Below are 19,485 nucleotides of genomic sequence, written 5' to 3'. Positions count from 1 at the left end.
TTGCCTACTTCCTCCTTGCCAGTCCCTTTATCGGGTTACGATGGAGCCTTGCATTTATCACTGAATCTCTACTGTATTAGGTTCGAGGGAGCCTAAAGACAACCACTGGGCAGCAATTGCGAAGCGTTGAGCCGAACTCATTTCTAATGTTAGTACGAACTCGCAAGGGAGACCCGAAGATCGAAGTCAGCATGGAATGGGTACTCGTGCTCGCTATCCTGTTGATCTTCTTCCGCTAGTTTGCAGGCCCTCGGTTACGTCCGGGGTTTCTTCCGGATCGTACGTTCGAGTGCAAACGAAGCTGATTCCTATTCCTTGGAGTTTGCAGCGAATAACTCGGACTGCGGACACAACTCGCTGATTTCCCGCAAATTTGCCGTCTGCCGACGAGTCGGCCGGAGCCGAAAATTAGGAGAGTGCCTAGGTCGTTCTCAGCCCTACTGTCGGTTTGTACGTCCGTCTTCCTGCTCGCGCTTTCCAGCGAGCTAGCGTTCGCGACCCCGGCGGTTGTTACGGTCGACGCGGGCATCCCGGTCAAGTTCGAGATCAGCTCAAGGATGTTTCCCGTTTCCTGGCGTTCAGGCGAGGTCGATGCGCGAGCGGAACCGATTGCAAGAGACCAGAAGGCACGCAGCGTCCGCGCGATGGACAAGGCGCTTGCGAAATATCCGGCAAAGCTCCTGACGGAAAACCTGACTGCGATTCACTTCGCCAAGAAACTCCGGTTCTACGGCTTGAGCTACGGCGGGACGAACTCGCTCGACACGGTGTATATCGCCAACCGAGGCGTCAGGGCCGGGTTTACGGACAGGTTTCTGGAAGCAGCCTTCCACCATGAGTTCTCCAGCATCCTGCTTCGGAATTTCTCAGACGAGTTCGACTACCTGGCGTGGACGGGCGCGAATCGAGCCGGGTTCTCGTACCACTCAGACGGTACCGAGGCGGTGCGCTCAGGCCGGTCCGACACCAAGTTCCGGCCGGAGTTCCACGCGCAAGGGTTTCTCAACGAATACGCGACCGCGAGCATCGAAGAGGACTTCAACACGTTTGCCGAAGCGATTTTCCTAGGCGAGCGGAAGTTCTGGAAGGCGGTCGATCTGTGGCCGCGCGTCCACACGAAGGCGATGATCGTGATCCAGTTCTACCGACACCTGAACAGCGATTTGACGGAAGAGTACTTCCGCTCTCTGAGCCGATGACGTAAACTCGGTTCTGTGCCGGTCAAGATCACGAAGGAGTTCCGCTGGGAGATGGGGCACCGTCTGCCGAACCACGACGGCGGGTGCAACAACATCCACGGCCACTCGTACCGGCTTGTCGTCGAGATCGAGGGCGAACCGGACGACGCGGGGATGATCGTCGATTACCACGACATTTCGCGGGCCGTGCGGCCGATCTTAGACGAACTCGATCACGCGTTCCTCTGCGACTCTTCCGACGACCTGATGTCAGACGTCCTGCGCGAGAGCAATTTGAAGTACGTCACCGTGCCGTTTCCGACGACTGCCGAGAACATCGCAAAGTGGTTGGCCGAGCGGGTTTACCCGTCGTTCTCGTCCCGCGGCAATCTGCGGTCGTTCTCCATCCACGTCTACGAGACGTTGAAGACAAGTGCGACCTACACGATAAACGTCGGCGATCTCGGATAGAATGAGCCGTGCCCGAGCTGAAGACGATCATCACCGCGGACGAAATCCAGGCGAAAGTGTCTGAGCTGGCCGGCAAGATCCGCGAACACTACTCCGGCAGGGACCTTCTGCTCATCGGAGTGCTCAAAGGCTCAATCCACTTTCTGTCCGATCTAGCGCGGCAGCTCGATCCGACCACGGAGATTGATTTCGTCCAGGTCAGCAGCTACGGCCCTGGCAACTCCTCCTCGGGCGTCGTACGAATCAAAAAGGACCTCGATATCAACATCGAGGGACGGCACGTACTGGTCGTAGAGGACATCCTCGACACCGGGCTTACACTCACCCACTTACGCGAGCTGTTTGCTACCAGAAAGCCAGCAAGTCTGCAGGTAGTGACGCTGCTGCAAAAGCCCACCGCGCTGCAGCATGGAGGCCGGGCCGAGTACGTCGGATTTGATATACCGGACGAATTCGTGGTAGGATATGGATTAGACTACGCTGAACGGTACCGGAATTTGCCGTATGTCGCCGTTCTGCGCGAGTAGTCGACCTTCCCTTTAATTGCGCTTGTGTGTTTGGCGCGCAACGACTGGGATTTGACTCGCACAACCTCCACATAGTTTCACAACTGTCTTATGACCCATACATTTCGTCCTCGAAAGTCCGAGAGCGGCTCCAAAGGTGGACGTCGACCCAGGCGCCCGCATCGCCAGGACAACGAAGACCTATCCAATCTGCCCGAGATCGACTACAACCACTTCGACTCGATGTCTCCCACTGCGCTCGCCAAGGAGGCGAAGTCCGCCTCGATCGGTTTAGATCAAGACCGGCATGAAGTGATCAAGGCGCTGTTGCAGATCGCAAACGCGGATCAAGGTGCGCTGTACCGGACTGGGACGCTCGACATCCTGCCGGACGGATGGGGCTTCCTGCGCGATGACGGGTACCGACCGTCGAACGACGACGTCTACGTCAGCCAGTCCCAAGTAAAGCGGTTCGGACTGCGCCCAGGCGACACCATATTTGGCCTCGTTCGGGCGCCGAAAGACGGCGAGAAGTACTACGGAATGCTCCGCGTAGAGGGCATCAACGGTTTCGCGACTGGGGCGGAGGAGATCAAGAATCGAAGGGACTTCGACAAGCTAACGCCGCTGTTCCCCACTGAAAAGCTCGTGCAAGAGACGGAGAACGAAGGGATCATCGGCCGAATCATCGATCTCATCGCGCCGATCGGCAAAGGCCAGCGCGGCCTGATCGTATCGCCGCCAAAGGCGGGCAAAACGACGATCATCAAGTCGATCGCAAACTCGATCGCGATCAACAACCCCGAGGTGAAGCTTCTCGTTCTTCTCGTTGACGAACGGCCGGAAGAAGTCACCGACATTCGGCGTTCAGTCAAGGGGCAAGTGATCAGCTCGACGTTCGACGAACCGGCAGAGAACCATATGCGAGTCGCCGACCTGTGCCTCGAGCAAGCCAAGCGCCTTGTCGAGGTTGGGCACGACGTTGTCATCCTCCTCGATTCGATCACGCGGTTCAGCCGGGCCAGCAACCTTACGATCAACCCTTCCGGACGCACGCTCTCAGGCGGACTTGATCCGGCTGCGCTCTACAGACCGCGTCGGTTCTTCGGGGCGGCACGGAATATCGAAGAAGGTGGATCGCTGACGATCATTGCAAGCGCACTGATCGACACCGGGTCGAAGATGGACGATGCGATCTTCGAGGAGTTCAAAGGTACCGGCAACATGGAGATCGTGCTCGATCGAGACCTCGCCGAGAGACGCATCTGGCCAGCCATCGACGTAAGACGCTCGGGAACGCGCCACGAAGAGAACCTGTTCGATCCGGAGCAGCTAGAGGCGGTCGTCCAACTTCACCGCATGCTGGCGAAGTCTCAGGACGCGATCGAGGCGACAGAGTCGCTGAACAAGCTGCTGCGCCGAACCCCGAACAACGCGGTGTTCATCGAAACGATCATAGCAAGATCGAAGACGACCGTTTAAGCGAGTAGTTCCCCCGAAAACTGTGCTGCGGGTCTCCCGACCTGCGCGTCTGACACCAGCTGCTCGCGAGGTCCTTCGACCCGCTCAGGATGACCGCTCGCCCTCCCAACTATCGCTTCAGCAGCGTGCGCGGCTCGCGAGGTCCTTCGATCCGCTCAGGATGACTGCTCGCCCTCCCAACGACACATATCGTTCGTCTTCTCCTGAGGTGGATCCTAACGCGAGCGCCGTGTCACAGGAGCGCCACCCTCCATGGACCGCAGGCCATTCCCTCTCCCCTTGAGGGAGAGGGTTAGGGTGAGGGGTCCAAGCGACAAAGTCCTTTCCGATTGGACTTCCCATGATGCCAGCATGTTGAAAATAGGACAGGACTGTGTCTGTCTCGTCTTCCTCTCCCCGGCGCGCGTGCCGCGGACAGGCCTGGAGGGTTTGTCCGCGATCGCGTTCCCATCAAAGCACCGGCGTTCTGGTAGAGCGTTCTCAGTTGAAGGCTAGTGGCGAGCGGTAGCTGAGGTCGCGCAGGAGGACGACCCTCCAATGGGACGTCCCGAGTCCCGAACCAACCTGCCAGGCTCCATGTCTGCATTTCTACCGGAACCACTATGGAGGCGTGGTTCAAATCAGGTTCAACATGGATTAACTCAGGTATGGGACGGGTGCTGCGACTTCCTGAGCGGCTAAGAAAGGCACTGCCCGCGGGCCTCATATTCTACGGAGCGCTGAGTCTCGCCGACTTCGCATTCACACTTATCGCGTTTCAGCACGGCGCGACAGAAGCGAACCCCTTGTTGCGGCATGTTCAGGGCGTTGGGCTATTCGAGTTCGTCAAGTTGACGCTCACGCTGCTCGTCGTGGTAGTGGGATACAAGCTGTGGCACCGGCCGATTACCCGTACCGTCATCGGCTTTGCAAACGGCGTGATGGTTGCGCTCGTCATCTACCACATTGCATCACTCGGATTGCTCCCCTAGCTTAACGAAGGAAGCACTTTCGCAAGCTCACGAAGAACCTTCCCTCGATGGCTCACAGCGTGCTTCTGCTCTGGGGTGAGCTGCGCCAAGGTGCAACGAAGTTCCGGCAGAAAAAAGATCGGGTCGTAGCCAAATCCCCCCGATCCCGCTGGCTCGCGCGCGATCCTCCCTTCGCACAGACTTTCAAAGGTCGAGTGCTCGCCCTGTGGGGAGACGAGCGCGACGCAACATCGAAAGCGAGCTGTCCGTTTGCTGTCTTCGACCGACTGCATCCGCTCGAGCACGAGCCTGATCTTCTGCTCGAACGTGCTGTCGCCTCCATACCGTTTGCTGTGCACTCCTAGATCGCCCGGCAAGGCGTCGATCTCCAAGCCTGCGTCATCGGCCAAGCACCACTCGCCTGTAAACTCGACGGCAGAGCGCGCCTTTATCAGCGCGTTTTCCGAGTACGTCGCTCCGGTCTCTTCCGGCACTGGAGCCCCGGGATAGTCGGCCAAGGTCTTAATCTGCCCGACCGCATCAACCGCGAGCAGAACCTCGCGCATCTCACCGGCCTTTTTCCGATTGTGCGTCGCCAAGACGAGCCGTTCGATCATGCGCCTAACGTCTGTCGCTGCAATTCGACCAGTTCAAAGACGCCCTTCTTTGCCAGCGACAGCATTTTCCCCAACTGCTCTGCAGTAAACGGTTTCGACTCAGCGGTGCCTTGGATTTCGACGAACTCCCCGGAAGCAGTCATCACGACGTTCATGTCGGTCTGAGCCCGCGCGTCCTCCTCGTAGCACAGATCCAACAACGTTTCCCCCTGGACGACGCCCAGCGAGACGGCGGCGATTGGTTCGGTGATCAAGTTCTTTGTGATCATGCCTTGCTCCTGCATCCACGTCATGGCGTCGTACACCGCGACGTACGCGGCGGTGATCGAGGCCGTTCGCGTTCCACCGTCTGCCCGCAATGCGTCGCAATCAACGATGATCGTTCGCTCGCCCATGGACTCAAGATCGACTACCGCTCGCAACGACCGTCCGATCAGTCGTTGAATCTCCTGAGACCTCCCGCTTGGGCCGCGAGTTCCGTCCCTTTGGTTTCTTCGCTGTCCGGAGCGCGGCAGCATCGCGTACTCTGCGGTCAACCAGCCCTTCCCTTGCCGGTGCATCCATCTCGGCACCTTGTCTTCGACGGTCGCCGTAACGTGCATGTGGGTATCGCCGAGTTTGATCAGGCATGACCCTTCGGCGTGTTTGGAAAACCCGCGCTCCAGGGTTACTGGCCGGAGTTCGTCCGGTTGTCTTCCGTCCAATCGCATAACGGCGATTCTACCTACAGCAAATTCTTTGCCCGTCCGGCTGCCGCAGGCCTGGCGTCAGCAATCGTCGTCGGCAGGAAGAGGCTATCAAGGCCTGCCAAAAAGCGCTCCGTCTTTGGATCAATGCCCTGATTAGTCGGGCAGGCGGCGAAAGAGCGCCGCTACCCACTCACCATCGCGTTCGACCTCCACAAGCTCGAAGCCGTGTACCGTCGCAGAGCGCTCCACGTCCGGCCAGTTTTCTGCGATGATGCCGCTGACCAGCCAGTGGCCTCCGGCGCTCACTCTCTGCTTGGCCTCCGGAGCGAGATGAATCAGCGCCTCGCTGATGATGTTGGCCAGCACGACCTCGTAACCCGCATCGGGCAAAGGCGAAAACCCGTCGCCTTCGTACACGGTGACCGCGACGCCGTTCTTCAGGGCGTTTTCCCTAGTCGCGGCCACCGAAACAGGATCGATGTCGACGGCGTCGACTTTCGCCGCTCCGGTCTGCATCGCGAACACGCTCAGAATTCCGCTCCCGCAACCGATATCCGCGACCGAACGATCCGCGATTTCCATCCGCTGCATGATCTCCAAGCACATCCGGGTTGACGCGTGATCGCCGGTGCCGAATGCCTGGCCGGGGTCGAGGACCAGCACGATCTCATCGCCTTCTGCAGCGTACGTTTCCCACGACGGACAAACGGTCAGGCGATCTCCGATCTTATGGGGACGAAAGAACTGCTTCCAGCTTTCAGCCCAGTCCTCATCTGAAACTTCAATGGTCGACACTTTCGCCGCGCCGAGCGATCTCAGTTCGTCCGACAGCGCGGAGACATCCACCTTCATCTCCTCGCAAACGTAACCGCTGATCGTCGGCGGCTCGTCTGTCTGGACCGTGCCCTGAATGCCAAACCGACCGAACCGCTCCGCCCAGATCGACCAGTCGTCGGGAATCGACGGCAGGTGTGCGATCACCTGCGTCCAAATCTTCACTTCTGCTTGCCCTTCTTCCTTCCAAAGAGACTGTCGAGCATCCCGCTGCTGCCCTGCGGCACCGGACCACCGGACTCCGCTGCAAACTTTCGCAACAACTCCGCTGACTCATTCGACAGTTTCTTCGGAACCACAACGTTAACGCGGACGTACAGAGAGCCCCGTGCTCCACCGTGCAGTCGCGGCAGCCCCTCTCCTCTCAGCCGGAACAACTTGCCAGGCTGAGTGCCAGCCTTGATCTCAAGATCGAGCTCGTCGGTCAACCCGTCGACCTTCACTCGGTCACCGAGCGCAAGTTGAGGAAACGTGAGATCGACCGACCCTAGGAGATCGTTGCCCCGTCGCTCGAACCGGGCGTCATCTCTTACATGCACGACGACGTACAGGTCGCCCGCAACACCCTGTCCGAGTCCGGCGCTACCGTGCCCCGCAATCCTCAGCGTTACGCCGTCCTCGACGCCAGCCGGTAACGTGACCGAGAGCTCGACCTCCTCGACGGCCAGCCCCTTGCCGTGACACTCGTGGCACGGTGAGGCGATCGTCTTCCCGGCGCCAGCGCACGCCGGACAAGTCGTGCTGGTCCTCATGCTCCCGATGAACGTCTGCTGGACGCGCGAGACGACGCCCGCGCCTTGGCACGTACCGCACGTCTCTGGCCTGGTGCCTGGCTCGGCACCCGAGCCATCGCACTCGCTGCACCGCGCCATCAACTTGTACCGAATCTTTTCCTCTACGCCGGTCAGCACATCGCGCAACGAAATGGTGATCTGCGACCGCAGGTCCTCGCCGTCTCGACCTGACATCCGTCTGGCCCGCCGGCCTCCGACCATGCCGCCGAAGAAAGCGTCGAACAGGTCGGACAGATCGACGTGCTGACCAAAGTCCCCAAAGCCGCCTGACTCATCGATCGACCCAGACTGGTCGTAACGCGACCGCTTCTCAGGATCGCTCAAGACCGCATAAGCCTGACTGATCTCTTTGAATTTCTCCTCCGCCTCCGGGTTGTCGGGGTTAACGTCCGGGTGGTACTGGCGAGCGAGTCGCCGGTAGGCCGATTTGATCTGGTCAGATTCGGCGTCGCGCGCTACGCCAAGCGAAGAGTAGGGGTCAGTCAACGGAGCACCGAGCGCTACCCCTCTTTGGACTCTCCGGCCTCTTCCTGCTTGACCAGATCGTCGAGCGACATGTTTCCATCTGCGTCCGTGGCCTCAGTCTCCTCTTCAGCCTCATCTCCGATCAGCAAGTCGGACAGAAGCGATGCCGGCGAAACTGAAACCGCTCCGTCGTCCCCCGCGTCTGATTCCAAAGCCACATCGTCGTACGACAGCTCCGAATCGCCTAAGCTCGGTAGGAGCAAGCCGTCGGTGTCGGCGATCTCCATGTCCAGGGTTCCGTCCTCTACGGCCTCGGCTTCGTCAGGGAATACTGGCTTGATCTTCCCTGCTGCGATCTCGGCCAGCGCGATCGACAGCGGGTGGCTAGAGTCGATCCGCACCAGGGGGGGCGCACCGTCCTTGATCTGTCGCGCCCGCTTGGCCGCTAGATTGGCCAGAACGAACCTGCCAAACTCATGCTCGTTGAGAATATCAGGCTGGGGAAAAATAGAGTCGCCGGGAGCCATAAGCAACCTCATATGATACCAGACAGCATCGATAGGGCTGGCTGGGTCCTAGCTTGGCGCGCCTAGCGCGAAAGTGCCGCTATCTGCGAAAATCAGGGCCATGTCCAACCCGTCGGATCAGAGGCTGGAAACAATGCTGCAGCACTTGGGAGAAGAGACGCACATTCTAGGCGCGGTGGTTCCGCCGATTTTCCAAACTTCGCTCTTCATCTTCGACACTTGGGATCAGTTCTATGAAGCGCAGGAAAACCAGTTCGACCTCTTGTCGGACGAGGGGCAGTGCTTCTACAGCAGAATCAACAACCCGACGCTCGATCTGGTCGGCAAGAAGGTCGCCGCCTTGGAGAAGACCGAGTGCGCCCGGATGTTCACGAGCGGAGCGTCGGCGATCAGCACAGCCGTCATGGCCAGCACGAGAACTGGGTCGCACGTGGTCTGCGTCGACACTTGCTACGGTCCGACCCGCAGGTTCTTGGCGGAGTATATGCCACGCTTCGGCGTGGAGACGACGTTCGTCGTAGGCACTGACCCTCAGGAGGTTTTCGACGCGATCCGACCGGAGACCTCTCTGATCTTCCTTGAATCGCCGAGCAGCATTATATATCGGTTGCAAGACCTGACGACCATTGCGCAGGAAGCGAAAAGCCGAGGCATTCGCACTGCGGTGGACAACAGTTACGCCAGCCCGATCTTTCAGACGCCCGCAGAGTTCGGTATCGACATCGTGGTTCACAGCGCGACCAAATACCTTGGTGGGCACAGCGACGTTGTGGCCGGTGCGCTGTGTGCGTCGAACGACATCATGAAGGAGATCATGGCCAACGAGGTGGAGTACATCGGCGCGTCGCTGCCCCCGTTTCCATCGTGGTTGATTCTCCGCTCACTCCGCACGCTGCCCATCAGGATGGCGCAGCACGCCAAGACCGCCGACGCCGTTGCGCGATGGCTGCGCGAACGGCCGGAAGTCAGACAGGTGTTCCACACAGGATTCGAGGACCATCCGCAGCGCGAGCTGTTCCTGAAGCAGATGAGCAGCTCGTCCGGGCTGATTTCGTTCGAGCCGGTGGATCAAGACCCGGATCGCTTGCGCGCGTTCACCGAAGCGTTGCGCCTGTACCGGCTGGGAGTCAGCTGGGGCGGCCACGAGAGCCTCTGCGTCCCGCTCGAGTACCACCCGATGGACTGGCCGGAGAAGCGGTGGATCGTAAGGCTCTACAACGGGCTGGAGCATGAGACCGACCTGATCGCCGACTTGGAACAAGCGTTCCGCGCCGGACGCAAGCAAACGTAACGACCTTGGGCCGCAACCGTTATGGGTTAATGAGAAGAAAGTGATCGGCAGGCTCGTCCCCTATCCGTTGAAAGTGGCTCTCGTGAGGCTCAGGAGAGAGCCAGAGATGATCATTGTCCGCAGGACATTCTGCAGACAAAGGGCTAAAGACCGCAGTGCGTACTCTTATGAACTCGCGAGTCATGCAACGCCGCTAAGAAGAAAGACGACGACCTACGACGAGCGGATGCAGCGGGGCAAGGAGACCAACGTCCGTCTTGTCGCTGGCCTCCTCGACGGAATCGTCATCGAACCGTTCGGCTGCTTCTCATTTCATGGGCTTGTAGGGAGGCCGAAAAAAAAACGGGGTTTCGTCCTCGGCCCAGAGATGCAGAGAGGAAAGCTCGAAGAAGGGCTCGGAGGTGGGACGTGCTCGGTCTCAAACCTGCTGTACTGGATCGCGATCAATGCGGGCATGAAGATCACTGAGAGGCACCGCCACGGCCTCGACCTCTTCCCCGACCACGGTCGCACCGTGCCTTTCGCCTGTGGCGCGACGGTTTTCTACAACCAGGCTGACCTCCGCTTTGAGAATCCGCTCGACATCCCTGTCCTCCTCGCACTGACTGTAGACGAGGAGAATCTCGTGGGTCGGCTTCTGACGACGAAGGATCCCGGCCTACGCTTTGAAGTGTACGAAACGGATCATTCTTTCGAGAAAAGGAACGGCCAGACCTTTCGCGAAAACCGCATCCGGCGCCGTATCTTTTTGCCGGACGGACACACCCTGCTGGACGAAGAGATCGCGCACAACAAAGCGGTCGTGCTGTACGACCGGGACGGTGACGACTGATGCGCGCGGTCGCGAAGGCGGCGGGCCTGTGGGTGTTCGGCAGGACTCCCGGCGGTGCGGCGCTCTACCGTCGCGCGACCAGAAAGTGGCTCGGCACACAGCGAACGCACGTCGATAAACTTGCGCGCGTCGCTCCGGGCTATTTTGAAGTCTGGCGCGGCGCAGGCATCGACCTAGAGCGTGCGAACATTGCGATATTAGAACCCGGCGTTACGAGCTTCTGGCCGATGGCGTGCCGACTTGTGACCGGCGGCAAGAGCCATCACCTGCAATTGGAGAGCGCCTTCGACCCCCAGTACATAACACGCTCTGCGGGAGGGGTCGTGGCCAGCCTCGGCGAGCGCTTCCCATCGCGCAAGAGCGAGATCGACCGTCTCCGCTGGGCGCACACTGTGTCCGAAGTACTGGACGCGTGCGGAGCTATCGAACACAGAGAGGTCGACCCCGGCCACCTACCGTTGGAGGACGCATCAGTCGACGTGATCCAGTCGGGCGGAGTGCTCGAACACTTCAAACAACATAACGTCGGAGCGTTTTTCAAAGAGTGCAAGCGGATACTGAGGCCAGGAGGAGTCTGCTCGCACGTTTTCGACCACCGCGACCATCTTTACCACGCGGACAAGTCGATCGAGCCGATGAACCACCTTCGTTACTCGGAGCCTGTCTACTGGTTACTCTTTGGGCACAGGCTGACGTATCACAACCGTTTGCTACCAGCGCAAGTCCACGCAATCATCTGTGAGTCTGGGCTCGAGCAGATCGCTATGAGGAGACTGACGCTGCCGGGTGGCAAGTACGTGTCGGACGAAGAGGTCACGGGCGGCCTCTTAGGGTGCTCAAAGCTGCACAAACGCTACCGCCAGGCGAGTCCTATCGACTTGAGGACAGCGGCGTGCCACTACGTCTTCAAGAAAACTTAGGAGGGCTAGGTGACGGGCTCGACGTGGGTTGCTGGTGCGCTAGCCGGCGACTATCGCTCCGGGCAGATCAGATATGCTTTCTGCATGAGTTCTGACCTTGTGATGTCCCAAACGATCCTGTACGTCAGCGATGTTCCGGCATCCGTCGCGTTCTATCGAGACCGGCTCGGGCTGACTGTGACTTATCCGTTCGGCGACGAGCCGCTCAACGAGCATTGGGCGACTCTGGGCGTAGAGGGCGGATCGCTCGCCTTGCACGGCGGAGGGCCAGGACCGACCGGCGACTTGGCACCGGCGATCGTGTTTTCAACCTCAGACGTCGAAGCCTCCCGGACGCATGTGATTTCGATGGGAGTCGAGATGAGCGAGATCACCGAACCGCACCCCGGCACAACCCTCTGCCACGGCAAGGACCCCGACGGAAACACGTTCTTCCTCAAGCAGTCCAGCTACTGAGCAGCGCGCAGAGTAGAATCCTGGCGGCGATGATGACCTTCCAAGAGCTGATCCGGCGGCTCAACGAGTATTGGGCCGAACAGGGCTGCGCGATCCTGCAACCGTACGACCTCGAGGTCGGCGCGGGCACGATGCACCCTGCCACGACCCTGCGCTGTCTCGGCCCCGAGCCTTGGAACGTCGCCTACGTCCAGCCAACGCGACGGCCCGCCGATGGCCGCTACACGCGCAACCCGATGCGCAGCCAGCGCTACTACCAGTACCAAGTCGTCATGAAGCCGAGCCCCGACGACATCGTCGACCTCTACATGGGCTCGCTAGACGCGATCGGATTCGACACCAAGAAAAATGACGTGCGGCTGGTCGAGGACGACTGGGAGAGTCAGGCCGCCGGTGCCGCTGGCGTCGGCTGGGAGGTCTGGATGAACGGCACGGAGATCTCGCAGTTCACGTTCTTCCAGCAGATGGGCGGCATCGACTGCGACCCCGTCTGCGCCGAGATCACTTACGGCCCCGAGCGCCTCTGCCTGATGCTCAACGACCAGTTCTCGTTCTGGGACGGGATGATGTGGAGCGAGTCGCTGTCGTACAAGGACGTCGACTTCGAGCAGGAGATGCAGAACAACGTCTATAACTTCGAGGTCGCCGACACTGATCTGCTGTTCAAGCTCTTCGATCTTTACGAGGCCGAGTCGAAGCGGGTGATCGAGACTGAAGTGCACTGGGATGAGGAGAAGGGAATCTTGTCCAGTTCCCCCTCCTCCATTGTTGCGGAGCGAAATGGAGGAGGGGGCCAGGGGGTGGAGGCCACGGCTCCCCCGATCACGACATCCCTCGTCTACCCCGCGCTCGACCTCGCGCTGAAGTGCTCGCACATCTTCAACCTCCTCGACGCCCGGGGCGCGGTCTCGCCCACCGAGCGCACGGCGTTCATCAACCGCATCCGGGCCCGCGTCCGCGCGTGCTGCCTCGCTTACACCGCCAAGTACAAGAAGAACAAGTAGGCGCAAAATCGTGCTGCGCTTCTCCAGAAGTGCGTCGGTATAATTTCGTCATGCTCAAGATAAGCCGTCGCGAGTTTGTGATCGGCTCCGCAGCGCTAGCGACCGCTCCTCGCTGGCGACTGCGCGAGAGCTTCACGTTCGGCATGATCGCCGACGTGCACCAGGACGTCATGCACGACGGGGTCGAGCGGCTGACTGCGTTCATCGAAGCGATGAAGGAGCAAGAGGTCGATTTCATCATGCAGCTCGGCGACTTCTGCGTTCCCAAGCCGGAAAACCAGCCGTTCATGGACGCGTGGAACGGCTTCCCCGGCCCGAAGTACCACGTGCTCGGAAACCACGACACCGACGGCGGGTTTTCGCAGGAGCAGACGCAGGAATTCTGGAGCATGCCGGATCAGACCTACTCCTTCGACCACAAGGGCATGCACTTTGTCGTGCTCGACGGCAACGACCTGCACGAAGGCCGTCCGCCGGGTTATCCGCGGCATGTCGGGCAAGAGCAGCGCTCGTGGTTGGTGAAAGACCTGAAAGGAACTGAGCTGCCGACGGTCGTGTTCTGCCACCAGTCTTTGCAAGAAGGCGAGGGCGGGCTGGACAACACGCTTGAGATGCAGGCTCTTTTGGAGAACGCAAACGAAGAAGCAGGGTGGACCAAGGTGTTCGCGTCGCTCTGCGGTCACCACCACATCGACCAGCTAGTACTCATCAACGGCATCCAGTACGTCCAGATCAACTCGGCGTCTTACCATTGGCTCGGCGGCGACTACCGCCGCGCACGCTACAGCCCCGCGATCGAAGAATCACACCCGTACATCTCCTACACCAGCCCTTACGAGGGCCCGCTCTGGGCGACGTGCGAAGTGCACGCGGACGGCCGTTTCGACATCGTCGGCATGAAGACCGACTGGGTCAAACCCAGCATGTGGGACATTGGCTACCCACCGGACGCGAACGACTACGTAACCCCCGAGACCTGCGTGCCCGAGATCCGCAACAGAGAGTTGCGGTTTAAGGATTAGCCGACAGAGCCTCCTCTCCCCGTCATCCTGAGCCTGTCGAAGGACTGGGGAGCGGATTGAGGTGAGGGGAATTATCTCCCTTCTTATTGCCCTGGAGGAGGAAGAGAGCTGGGAGATTGTTGGTACACTTCGATAATCATGAGGAAAGGAATCAAGTGGAGTCTTGTCGTGCTCGTCGCAAGTTGTCTGCCGATTTCCATGCTAGTCATATCCGGCTGTTATCCGCCAGGCATTGATGTGGATTTGGATAGCACGATCGACGTCACTGCCAGCGAGACAATGGTCCACGAGGGCATGACCGAAGGTGAAGTTATAGCGATCCTCGGTGAACCTATGATATCAACGCACAACATGGTCAATGGTGTTGAAATGGCGGGACTGATCTATGTCGATGAAAAAGATGAGGGGCTCAGTCTTACGGTCTCGCTAAGAGACGGTGTGGTTGATGATATATCCGTAGAACGAAACTAACCTGGCCTCGCGAAAGGGGACAAAGTTCGGAGAACTTAACGGCGTTCAGCACCCCCTCCCTAACCCTCCCCCAAGTGGGGAGGGGATCAAACTAGATCTCGTACACAGCGCGGTACTTGGCGGTGATGCCGGTCAGGAGAGCCTCGCCGCCCATCGGTCTGCCGGTTCAACAAATTGGAACGCAGCCTCCTCTCCCCGTCATCCTGAGCCTGACGAAGGACTGGGGAGAGGATTGAGGTGAGGGGCACATCTCGTCGAACTACCGCGTTCAGCACCCCCTCCCTAACCCTGCCCCAAGGGGGAGGGGACTAATTCGGATCAGATCTCGTACACGGCGCGGTACTTGGCGGTGATGCCAGTCAAGTAATCCTCAGCGCCGATCGGTTTGCCGGTCACACGTTGCACTAACTCTTTAGGCGTGTACCGTTTGCCTTGCGAGTAGATCTTTTCGCCTAGCCATCCGAGGATCTTTGAGAAGTCACCGCTCGCCATGTTCTCGTCCTGGTCGCCGATGTCGTCAATCAGCGTCTTCCAGATCTGGTAGCTCAAAAGGTTGCCCATGCTGTAGGTTGGGAAGTAGCCGACCGAGCCGCCGGACCAGTGGATGTCCTGCAGGCAACCGTCAGAATCCGTCGGTGGGGTGATGCCGAGATACCCCTCGTACTTAGCGTTCCAAATCTCGGGGAGGTCCTTGACCTGCATCGAACCCTCGAGCATTCCACACTCGATCTCGAACCGGATGAGGATGTGCAGGTTGTAGGTCAGCTCGTCCGCCTCGACGCGGATCAGGCTCGGCTCGACCTTGTTGACGGCACGGTGGAAGTCGTCAAGACTGATTGAAGATAGCGTCGGGAAGGTTTCTTGCAAATCCGGGAGGAACCGCTGCCAGAACGCCTTCGACCGCCCGACGATGTTCTCCCAAAGCCGCGACTGGCTCTCGTGCAGGCCGAGCGAAACGCCGCCCGCCAGCGGCGTGCGATCCCATTCGACCGGACTTCCCTGCTCGTACATCCCGTGCCCGGACTCGTGCAAAGTGCCAAAGATTGCAGACCCCAAGAACGGAAGGAAACGCGTCGTCAGCCGCACGTCGTTCACCGACCAGCCGCCGCAGAACGGGTGGTGCGCGGTGTCTTGCCGCCCGCGGTCGAAGTCGAAGCCGACCGCCTTGGAGATCATCTCTGTGAACTCGCTCTGCTTCTCTTTCGCCCACTCGCCGGTCATGAAATCGTTGGAGATCTTGCGGCCGTTCTCCTGGATTTCCTTGACCAGATCGACCAAAGGCTGGCGGATCGTGTCGAACATCTGCACCGCGTCTTTCTGAGTCGCGCCCTCTTCGTACAGATCGAACAGCGCGTCGTAGATGTGGTCTTTGTATCCTAGATACTCTGCCTCTTGACGACAGATCTCGAACATCTTCTCGAGCGTCGGCGCGAAGGACTTGAAATCGTTGTTCTTGCGGGCCGCCACCCACTCTTCGTGCGCGAGCGCGGCCAGCATGCTCTTCTTCGCGACCAACTCGGCAGGCAGTTTCGTCGCCAGATCGAAGTCGCGCTTGACCACGCGCAACATCGCGCCGTCTTCCCCACCGTCACCGACCTCACCCGCAGCCTTGTCGATCAGAGTCCCCGTCTCGTCGGACGTGAACATCTCGTGGTGCATCCGGTGGAGGATGGAGAGGTGGTTCGCGCGCGCCTCGGTCGCGCCCGGCGGCATGAAGCACCGCTGGTCCCAACCAAAGATCGACATGGACGCCTCCAGCGCGTTCAGGTCGTACATCCTGGACTTCAGGGCGTCGAGGTTCGACATGCTAGGGATGTTACCGTTCGCAACAACTGCGCCCTAGTCCACAAACCCGAGAGGCTGGATTAGCGGCTGCACTTCGCAGAACGCCTCGACGACCTGCGGGTCGAACTGCGCGCCGGAGCATCGCCGAATCTCATCGAGCGCATCCTCGGTCGACATGGGCTCTCGCCACTCGGGAGAAAACGTGAGCACGTCGAACGTCTCTGCAACTCCGATTATTCGAGCACCGAGCGGTATGTCGTCGCCGGCCAGCCCATCCGGGTAACCCGATCCGTCGAACCGCTCATGGTGGTGCTTCACCATCGGAAGCGCCGGTTCCAACCACTCGAACTCCTCGATGACACGAATCGCCAACTCGGCGTGCATCCGCATCAGGCCCATTTCGTCGTCCGTCAGCTTCCCTAGCTTTCTGAGCAGCTTGGGGTCCAACGATATCTTTCCGACGTCGTGCAGCGCAGCCCCCCAGCGCAAGTCGATGAGATCGTGGACGTCGATTCCGAGGCGCTCGCCCGTCGCGGCAGCGTACACCGCAACGCGGTCGGCGTGCGCACCCTCGCCTGGGCCGTGCGACTCCAGCGCCCTCACCAGCGAGCGAACAGTTTCGTTGCGAGACTCGCGAACGGCGTAGTCTAAGTCGCTCACTGGCTCATCGCCCGAAAGTGATCGACTACCGTGGCGACTTCGGAATCGTCGGCGGTGCGCGGATCGAGCCACACCGTTCCGTCGGCGATGTAGCCGATCACGGGAGGATCGAGGCCTCGCAGCCGGGCGAGCAAAGCGTCTGCATCGTCAGATTTCAGACCGACTCTCCATGTAGGCACGGTGGCCGTCGGCATCGAACCGCCTCCCACTTCGGTTCCCGCCTTCTCTACCACCGAGTCGCCAGACCACGCCTTCGCGATTCGGTTTGCGGCCTTCTTGACCTGCGACTCTTCTTTGGCGATGTAGCGCCAGATCGGGATCTCCATTTCCCGCCCCTCGGCGTACAGCTCGAGCGTCGCGTGCAGCCCGGCGAGCGTCATCTTGCCGACTCGCACCGCGCGGGCCAGCGGATGCCTGGAGATCTGGGCAATGAGGTCGCGCCGACCCATGATCAACCCGGCCTGAGGACCGCCCAAGAGCTTGTCACCGCTCGACATCACAACGTCTGCCCCAGCCGATATCGCCTCGCGAAGGGTCTGCTCCCTCGGCAGCCCGAACCTCGTCGTATCGACGAGGCATCCGCTCCCCACGTCGTCGATGAGCAGAACGCCGTGCTCTTTGCAGATGCCAGAGAGGTCGTGCGCGGACTGTTCCTCCTGGAAGCCGACGATCTTAAAGTTGCTCGGGTGGCAGCGCAAAATCGCAGCGGTATCTTCGCCCAGCGCGCGGCTGTAGTCGGAGAGGTGCGTCTTGTTCGTGCATCCGACCTCGATCAGTTTACAGCCGCTCGCAGTCACGATATCCGGCAGCCTGAACGAACCGCCGATCTCGATCATCTGCCCGCGCGAAAGGATTACCTCGCGGCCGCGGCACAGCGTCGCCAAGACCAGCACGACGGCGGCCGCGCAGTTGTTCACGACGAACGCGTCTTCCGCGCCCGTCAGCTCGCAGATCAGGCTTCGGACGTGGTCTTGACGGTTCCCCCTCTTCCCCGTCGGCAGGTCGAATTCCACCGTGGCGTGGTTTTTGGCGACGGCAGCGATCTCCTCGCTCGCCTGGGTCGACAGCCTTGCCCGCCCGAGGCCGGTGTGCAGCACGACGCCGGACATGTTGATCACGGGGGCCAGGGTCGCCTTGGCGATCGATTCCGCCACCTGCGCGGCAGTCTCCACCACAGATTCAGTCGTTTGCTCCGCACCGGCCCGTATGGACTCTCTGGCCGACTCGACCGCAGCTTTTGCCGCTAGCCCGCGAACCCGCTCGCTGTACCCGGCCAGGGCAGGCTCGCGCATGACGGAATCGACGCTGGGCAGGGCACGAAAGTCTGACATTGCAACGAACTTTACCGACATTCTGTAGAATACACGGTATGTCTTCATCGCCGCCGACGTTTAACCCGCCGCAGGCCGCTCCGTCTGGTAGCAAGCTCTGGCTTTGGGTGCTTCTCGCCGTGGTCGCGTTCTGTCTGATCGCATGCGGTATCGGATTCTTCATGATGCGAGGTGTCATGGGTAGCATCATGCCGACTTTCGGATGCACGATTACCGGCGATATGGTCACCAAGGCTACTCTCGCATACGCAATCGAACATGACGGAAGGCTGCCCAATGCCGAAACTTGGCAGGACGATATTGCACCGTACTACGAACGACTGTACGCAATAAATGCGGCCGAACTGGAAGAAATACCGGACGTTTTGGGTATGGACTTCAAGGTCAGCCCGCCCGGTCAGCCGTTTGAGTGCGACTGGAAGGAAGGGCCGGATACAGGGTTCGTCTTCAACGAAGAGTTTTCAGAAGTTCTTGTTGATGATATCGAGAACCCGCGCAGTGTAATTTTGATTTTCGAATCATCGAAATACGGTTACAACGCTAGCGGAAACCCAGACGATCGAACAGGCGATCCTCCCGATATGGTGGTCATGGGTGACAGAGAATCGCGCGAATGGTTCGACTTTGACGCAACTGGTCATGGCGACCTATTGGATTCATTAAACGCCGACTTCGATATGGAGATTTCCATCGAAGACGCTCTCAGCGACCCAGGCTCAGAGCCAGATGACGCCGTTGAGCCCGATGAGGCCGAAGAAGCCGATGAGCCCGAGTAGCCAGCGCCCGGCCCAAACGTAGCGTATAATGGAGCCAGGAGTACGACGAAAATCATGATTCAAATTGATCCTGTGATTGCGCTTGCCCTACCAGGTGGCCCTGAGATGATCATCATTTTGGTGATCGTCCTCCTGCTGTTCGGCGGCACGAAGATCCCGCAGCTCATGAAGGGCATCGGAAAGGGCGTCGGTGAGTTCCAGTCCGGCTTACGGCACGGCAAGAAGATGCTGGACGAGGCAATGGACGACGCTGCAAAGGATAGCGACAAAGAAGAAAGGAAGCCGTCTTTGGACGATAAAAAAGACACCAGTTGACCGAGCGTCGTCGTCGGTGTCTGCCGTGAGCCCCTTAGACTTGCTCTACGGGGTTCTCTAGTTTCTGCCTGACGGCGGTGTTTTACGACCGAATTTTCGTATTAAAAGA

At 59.7% G+C, this 19,485-nt stretch carries 22 protein-coding genes; 14 read left to right on the top strand and 8 right to left on the bottom strand.

Annotated elements, in window-relative coordinates; translation table 11 throughout:
- Positions 1–416: 416 nt before the first annotated feature.
- The 5 genes from IH944_11475 to IH944_11455 all read left to right on the top strand — a co-directional run bounded on the left by IH944_11475 (position 417) and on the right by IH944_11455 (position 4,608).
- On the top strand, positions 417–1,199 hold the full coding sequence (locus IH944_11475; protein MCH7905165.1) for a hypothetical protein: 783 nt from the start codon (positions 417–419) through the stop codon (positions 1,197–1,199).
- 15 nt (positions 1,200–1,214) lie between these two features.
- On the top strand, positions 1,215–1,649 hold the full coding sequence (queD, locus tag IH944_11470; protein MCH7905164.1) for a 6-carboxytetrahydropterin synthase QueD: 435 nt from the start codon (positions 1,215–1,217) through the stop codon (positions 1,647–1,649).
- 8 nt (positions 1,650–1,657) lie between these two features.
- Entirely contained in the window at positions 1,658–2,176 is a 519-nt protein-coding gene (gene hpt, locus IH944_11465; protein MCH7905163.1) for a hypoxanthine phosphoribosyltransferase, read from the top strand.
- A 222-nt stretch (positions 2,177–2,398) separates the two neighbouring features.
- Positions 2,399–3,637, top strand: coding sequence for a transcription termination factor Rho (gene rho, locus IH944_11460; GenBank protein MCH7905162.1), 1,239 nt, complete (start codon positions 2,399–2,401; stop codon positions 3,635–3,637).
- A 647-nt stretch (positions 3,638–4,284) separates the two neighbouring features.
- Positions 4,285–4,608 carry a hypothetical protein gene (locus IH944_11455; GenBank protein ID MCH7905161.1) on the top strand — a complete coding sequence of 108 codons (324 nt, stop codon included), beginning with the start codon at positions 4,285–4,287 and terminating at the stop codon, positions 4,606–4,608.
- Here the strand turns inward: IH944_11455 and rdgB are convergent.
- From rdgB to rpoZ, 5 genes are all read right to left on the bottom strand, one after another.
- Positions 4,605–5,204: an RdgB/HAM1 family non-canonical purine NTP pyrophosphatase gene (gene rdgB, locus IH944_11450; GenBank protein MCH7905160.1), complete on the bottom strand. Its 600-nt coding sequence runs from the start codon at positions 5,202–5,204 to the stop codon at positions 4,605–4,607. The two genes, IH944_11455 and rdgB, sit on opposite strands and share 4 nt — an antisense overlap.
- Positions 5,201–5,914, bottom strand: a complete 714-nt coding sequence (rph, locus tag IH944_11445) for a ribonuclease PH (GenBank protein ID MCH7905159.1) — start codon at positions 5,912–5,914, stop codon at positions 5,201–5,203. The genes rdgB and rph overlap by 4 nt, the downstream gene beginning before the upstream one ends.
- A gap of 132 nt (positions 5,915–6,046) precedes the next feature.
- The gene (gene prmA, locus IH944_11440) at positions 6,047–6,892 is read right to left on the bottom strand and encodes a 50S ribosomal protein L11 methyltransferase (GenBank protein MCH7905158.1); all 846 of its coding nucleotides are present in this window, start codon (positions 6,890–6,892) and stop codon (positions 6,047–6,049) included.
- Positions 6,889–8,007: a molecular chaperone DnaJ gene (gene dnaJ, locus IH944_11435; protein ID MCH7905157.1), complete on the bottom strand. Its 1,119-nt coding sequence runs from the start codon at positions 8,005–8,007 to the stop codon at positions 6,889–6,891. The genes prmA and dnaJ overlap by 4 nt, the downstream gene beginning before the upstream one ends.
- A gap of 14 nt (positions 8,008–8,021) precedes the next feature.
- Positions 8,022–8,513, bottom strand: coding sequence for a DNA-directed RNA polymerase subunit omega (gene rpoZ, locus IH944_11430; GenBank protein MCH7905156.1), 492 nt, complete (start codon positions 8,511–8,513; stop codon positions 8,022–8,024).
- Between the two features lie 100 nt (positions 8,514–8,613).
- On the opposite strand from rpoZ, the gene IH944_11425 reads away from it, so the two are divergent.
- The 7 genes from IH944_11425 to IH944_11395 all read left to right on the top strand — a co-directional run bounded on the left by IH944_11425 (position 8,614) and on the right by IH944_11395 (position 14,509).
- On the top strand, positions 8,614–9,804 hold the full coding sequence (locus IH944_11425) for an aminotransferase class I/II-fold pyridoxal phosphate-dependent enzyme (GenBank protein MCH7905155.1): 1,191 nt from the start codon (positions 8,614–8,616) through the stop codon (positions 9,802–9,804).
- Between the two features lie 40 nt (positions 9,805–9,844).
- The gene (locus IH944_11420) at positions 9,845–10,636 is read left to right on the top strand and encodes a VanW family protein (protein ID MCH7905154.1); all 792 of its coding nucleotides are present in this window, start codon (positions 9,845–9,847) and stop codon (positions 10,634–10,636) included.
- Positions 10,636–11,556, top strand: a complete 921-nt coding sequence (locus IH944_11415; GenBank protein ID MCH7905153.1) for a class I SAM-dependent methyltransferase — start codon at positions 10,636–10,638, stop codon at positions 11,554–11,556. The genes IH944_11420 and IH944_11415 overlap by 1 nt, the downstream gene beginning before the upstream one ends.
- Before the next feature lie 84 nt (positions 11,557–11,640).
- Positions 11,641–12,012: a VOC family protein gene (locus IH944_11410; protein ID MCH7905152.1), complete on the top strand. Its 372-nt coding sequence runs from the start codon at positions 11,641–11,643 to the stop codon at positions 12,010–12,012.
- A 29-nt stretch (positions 12,013–12,041) separates the two neighbouring features.
- Positions 12,042–13,016, top strand: coding sequence for a glycine--tRNA ligase subunit alpha (locus tag IH944_11405; protein ID MCH7905151.1), 975 nt, complete (start codon positions 12,042–12,044; stop codon positions 13,014–13,016).
- Between the two features lie 50 nt (positions 13,017–13,066).
- Positions 13,067–14,038 carry a metallophosphoesterase family protein gene (locus IH944_11400; GenBank protein MCH7905150.1) on the top strand — a complete coding sequence of 324 codons (972 nt, stop codon included), beginning with the start codon at positions 13,067–13,069 and terminating at the stop codon, positions 14,036–14,038.
- Between the two features lie 138 nt (positions 14,039–14,176).
- On the top strand, positions 14,177–14,509 hold the full coding sequence (locus IH944_11395; protein MCH7905149.1) for a hypothetical protein: 333 nt from the start codon (positions 14,177–14,179) through the stop codon (positions 14,507–14,509).
- A gap of 318 nt (positions 14,510–14,827) precedes the next feature.
- Here IH944_11395 and IH944_11390 read toward each other — a convergent pair whose 3' ends face one another.
- Genes IH944_11390 through selA form a run of 3 tightly spaced genes read right to left on the bottom strand, consistent with a single transcriptional unit; the run spans position 14,828 to position 18,285 of the window.
- Positions 14,828–16,315 (bottom strand): carboxypeptidase M32, encoded by a 1,488-nt coding sequence (locus tag IH944_11390; GenBank protein ID MCH7905148.1) that lies wholly within the window; start codon positions 16,313–16,315, stop codon positions 14,828–14,830.
- Positions 16,316–16,348: 33 nt separating this feature from the next.
- Positions 16,349–16,954, bottom strand: coding sequence for an HD domain-containing protein (locus IH944_11385; protein ID MCH7905147.1), 606 nt, complete (start codon positions 16,952–16,954; stop codon positions 16,349–16,351).
- Entirely contained in the window at positions 16,951–18,285 is a 1,335-nt protein-coding gene (gene selA, locus IH944_11380) for an L-seryl-tRNA(Sec) selenium transferase (protein MCH7905146.1), read from the bottom strand. Before selA ends, IH944_11385 begins: the two co-directional genes overlap by 4 nt.
- Before the next feature lie 38 nt (positions 18,286–18,323).
- On the opposite strand from selA, the gene IH944_11375 reads away from it, so the two are divergent.
- Positions 18,324–19,061, top strand: coding sequence for a hypothetical protein (locus IH944_11375; GenBank protein ID MCH7905145.1), 738 nt, complete (start codon positions 18,324–18,326; stop codon positions 19,059–19,061).
- 54 nt (positions 19,062–19,115) lie between these two features.
- Positions 19,116–19,376 (top strand): twin-arginine translocase TatA/TatE family subunit, encoded by a 261-nt coding sequence (locus IH944_11370; GenBank protein ID MCH7905144.1) that lies wholly within the window; start codon positions 19,116–19,118, stop codon positions 19,374–19,376.
- The last annotated feature ends 109 nt before the right edge of the window (positions 19,377–19,485 follow it).

Source organism: Armatimonadota bacterium (assembly GCA_022563855.1).
Lineage (GTDB): Bacteria > Armatimonadota > Fimbriimonadia > Fimbriimonadales > Fimbriimonadaceae > JADFMN01.
The sequence above is the reverse complement of the archived record's forward strand: the minus strand, read 5'-3'. Positions and strand labels throughout refer to the sequence as shown.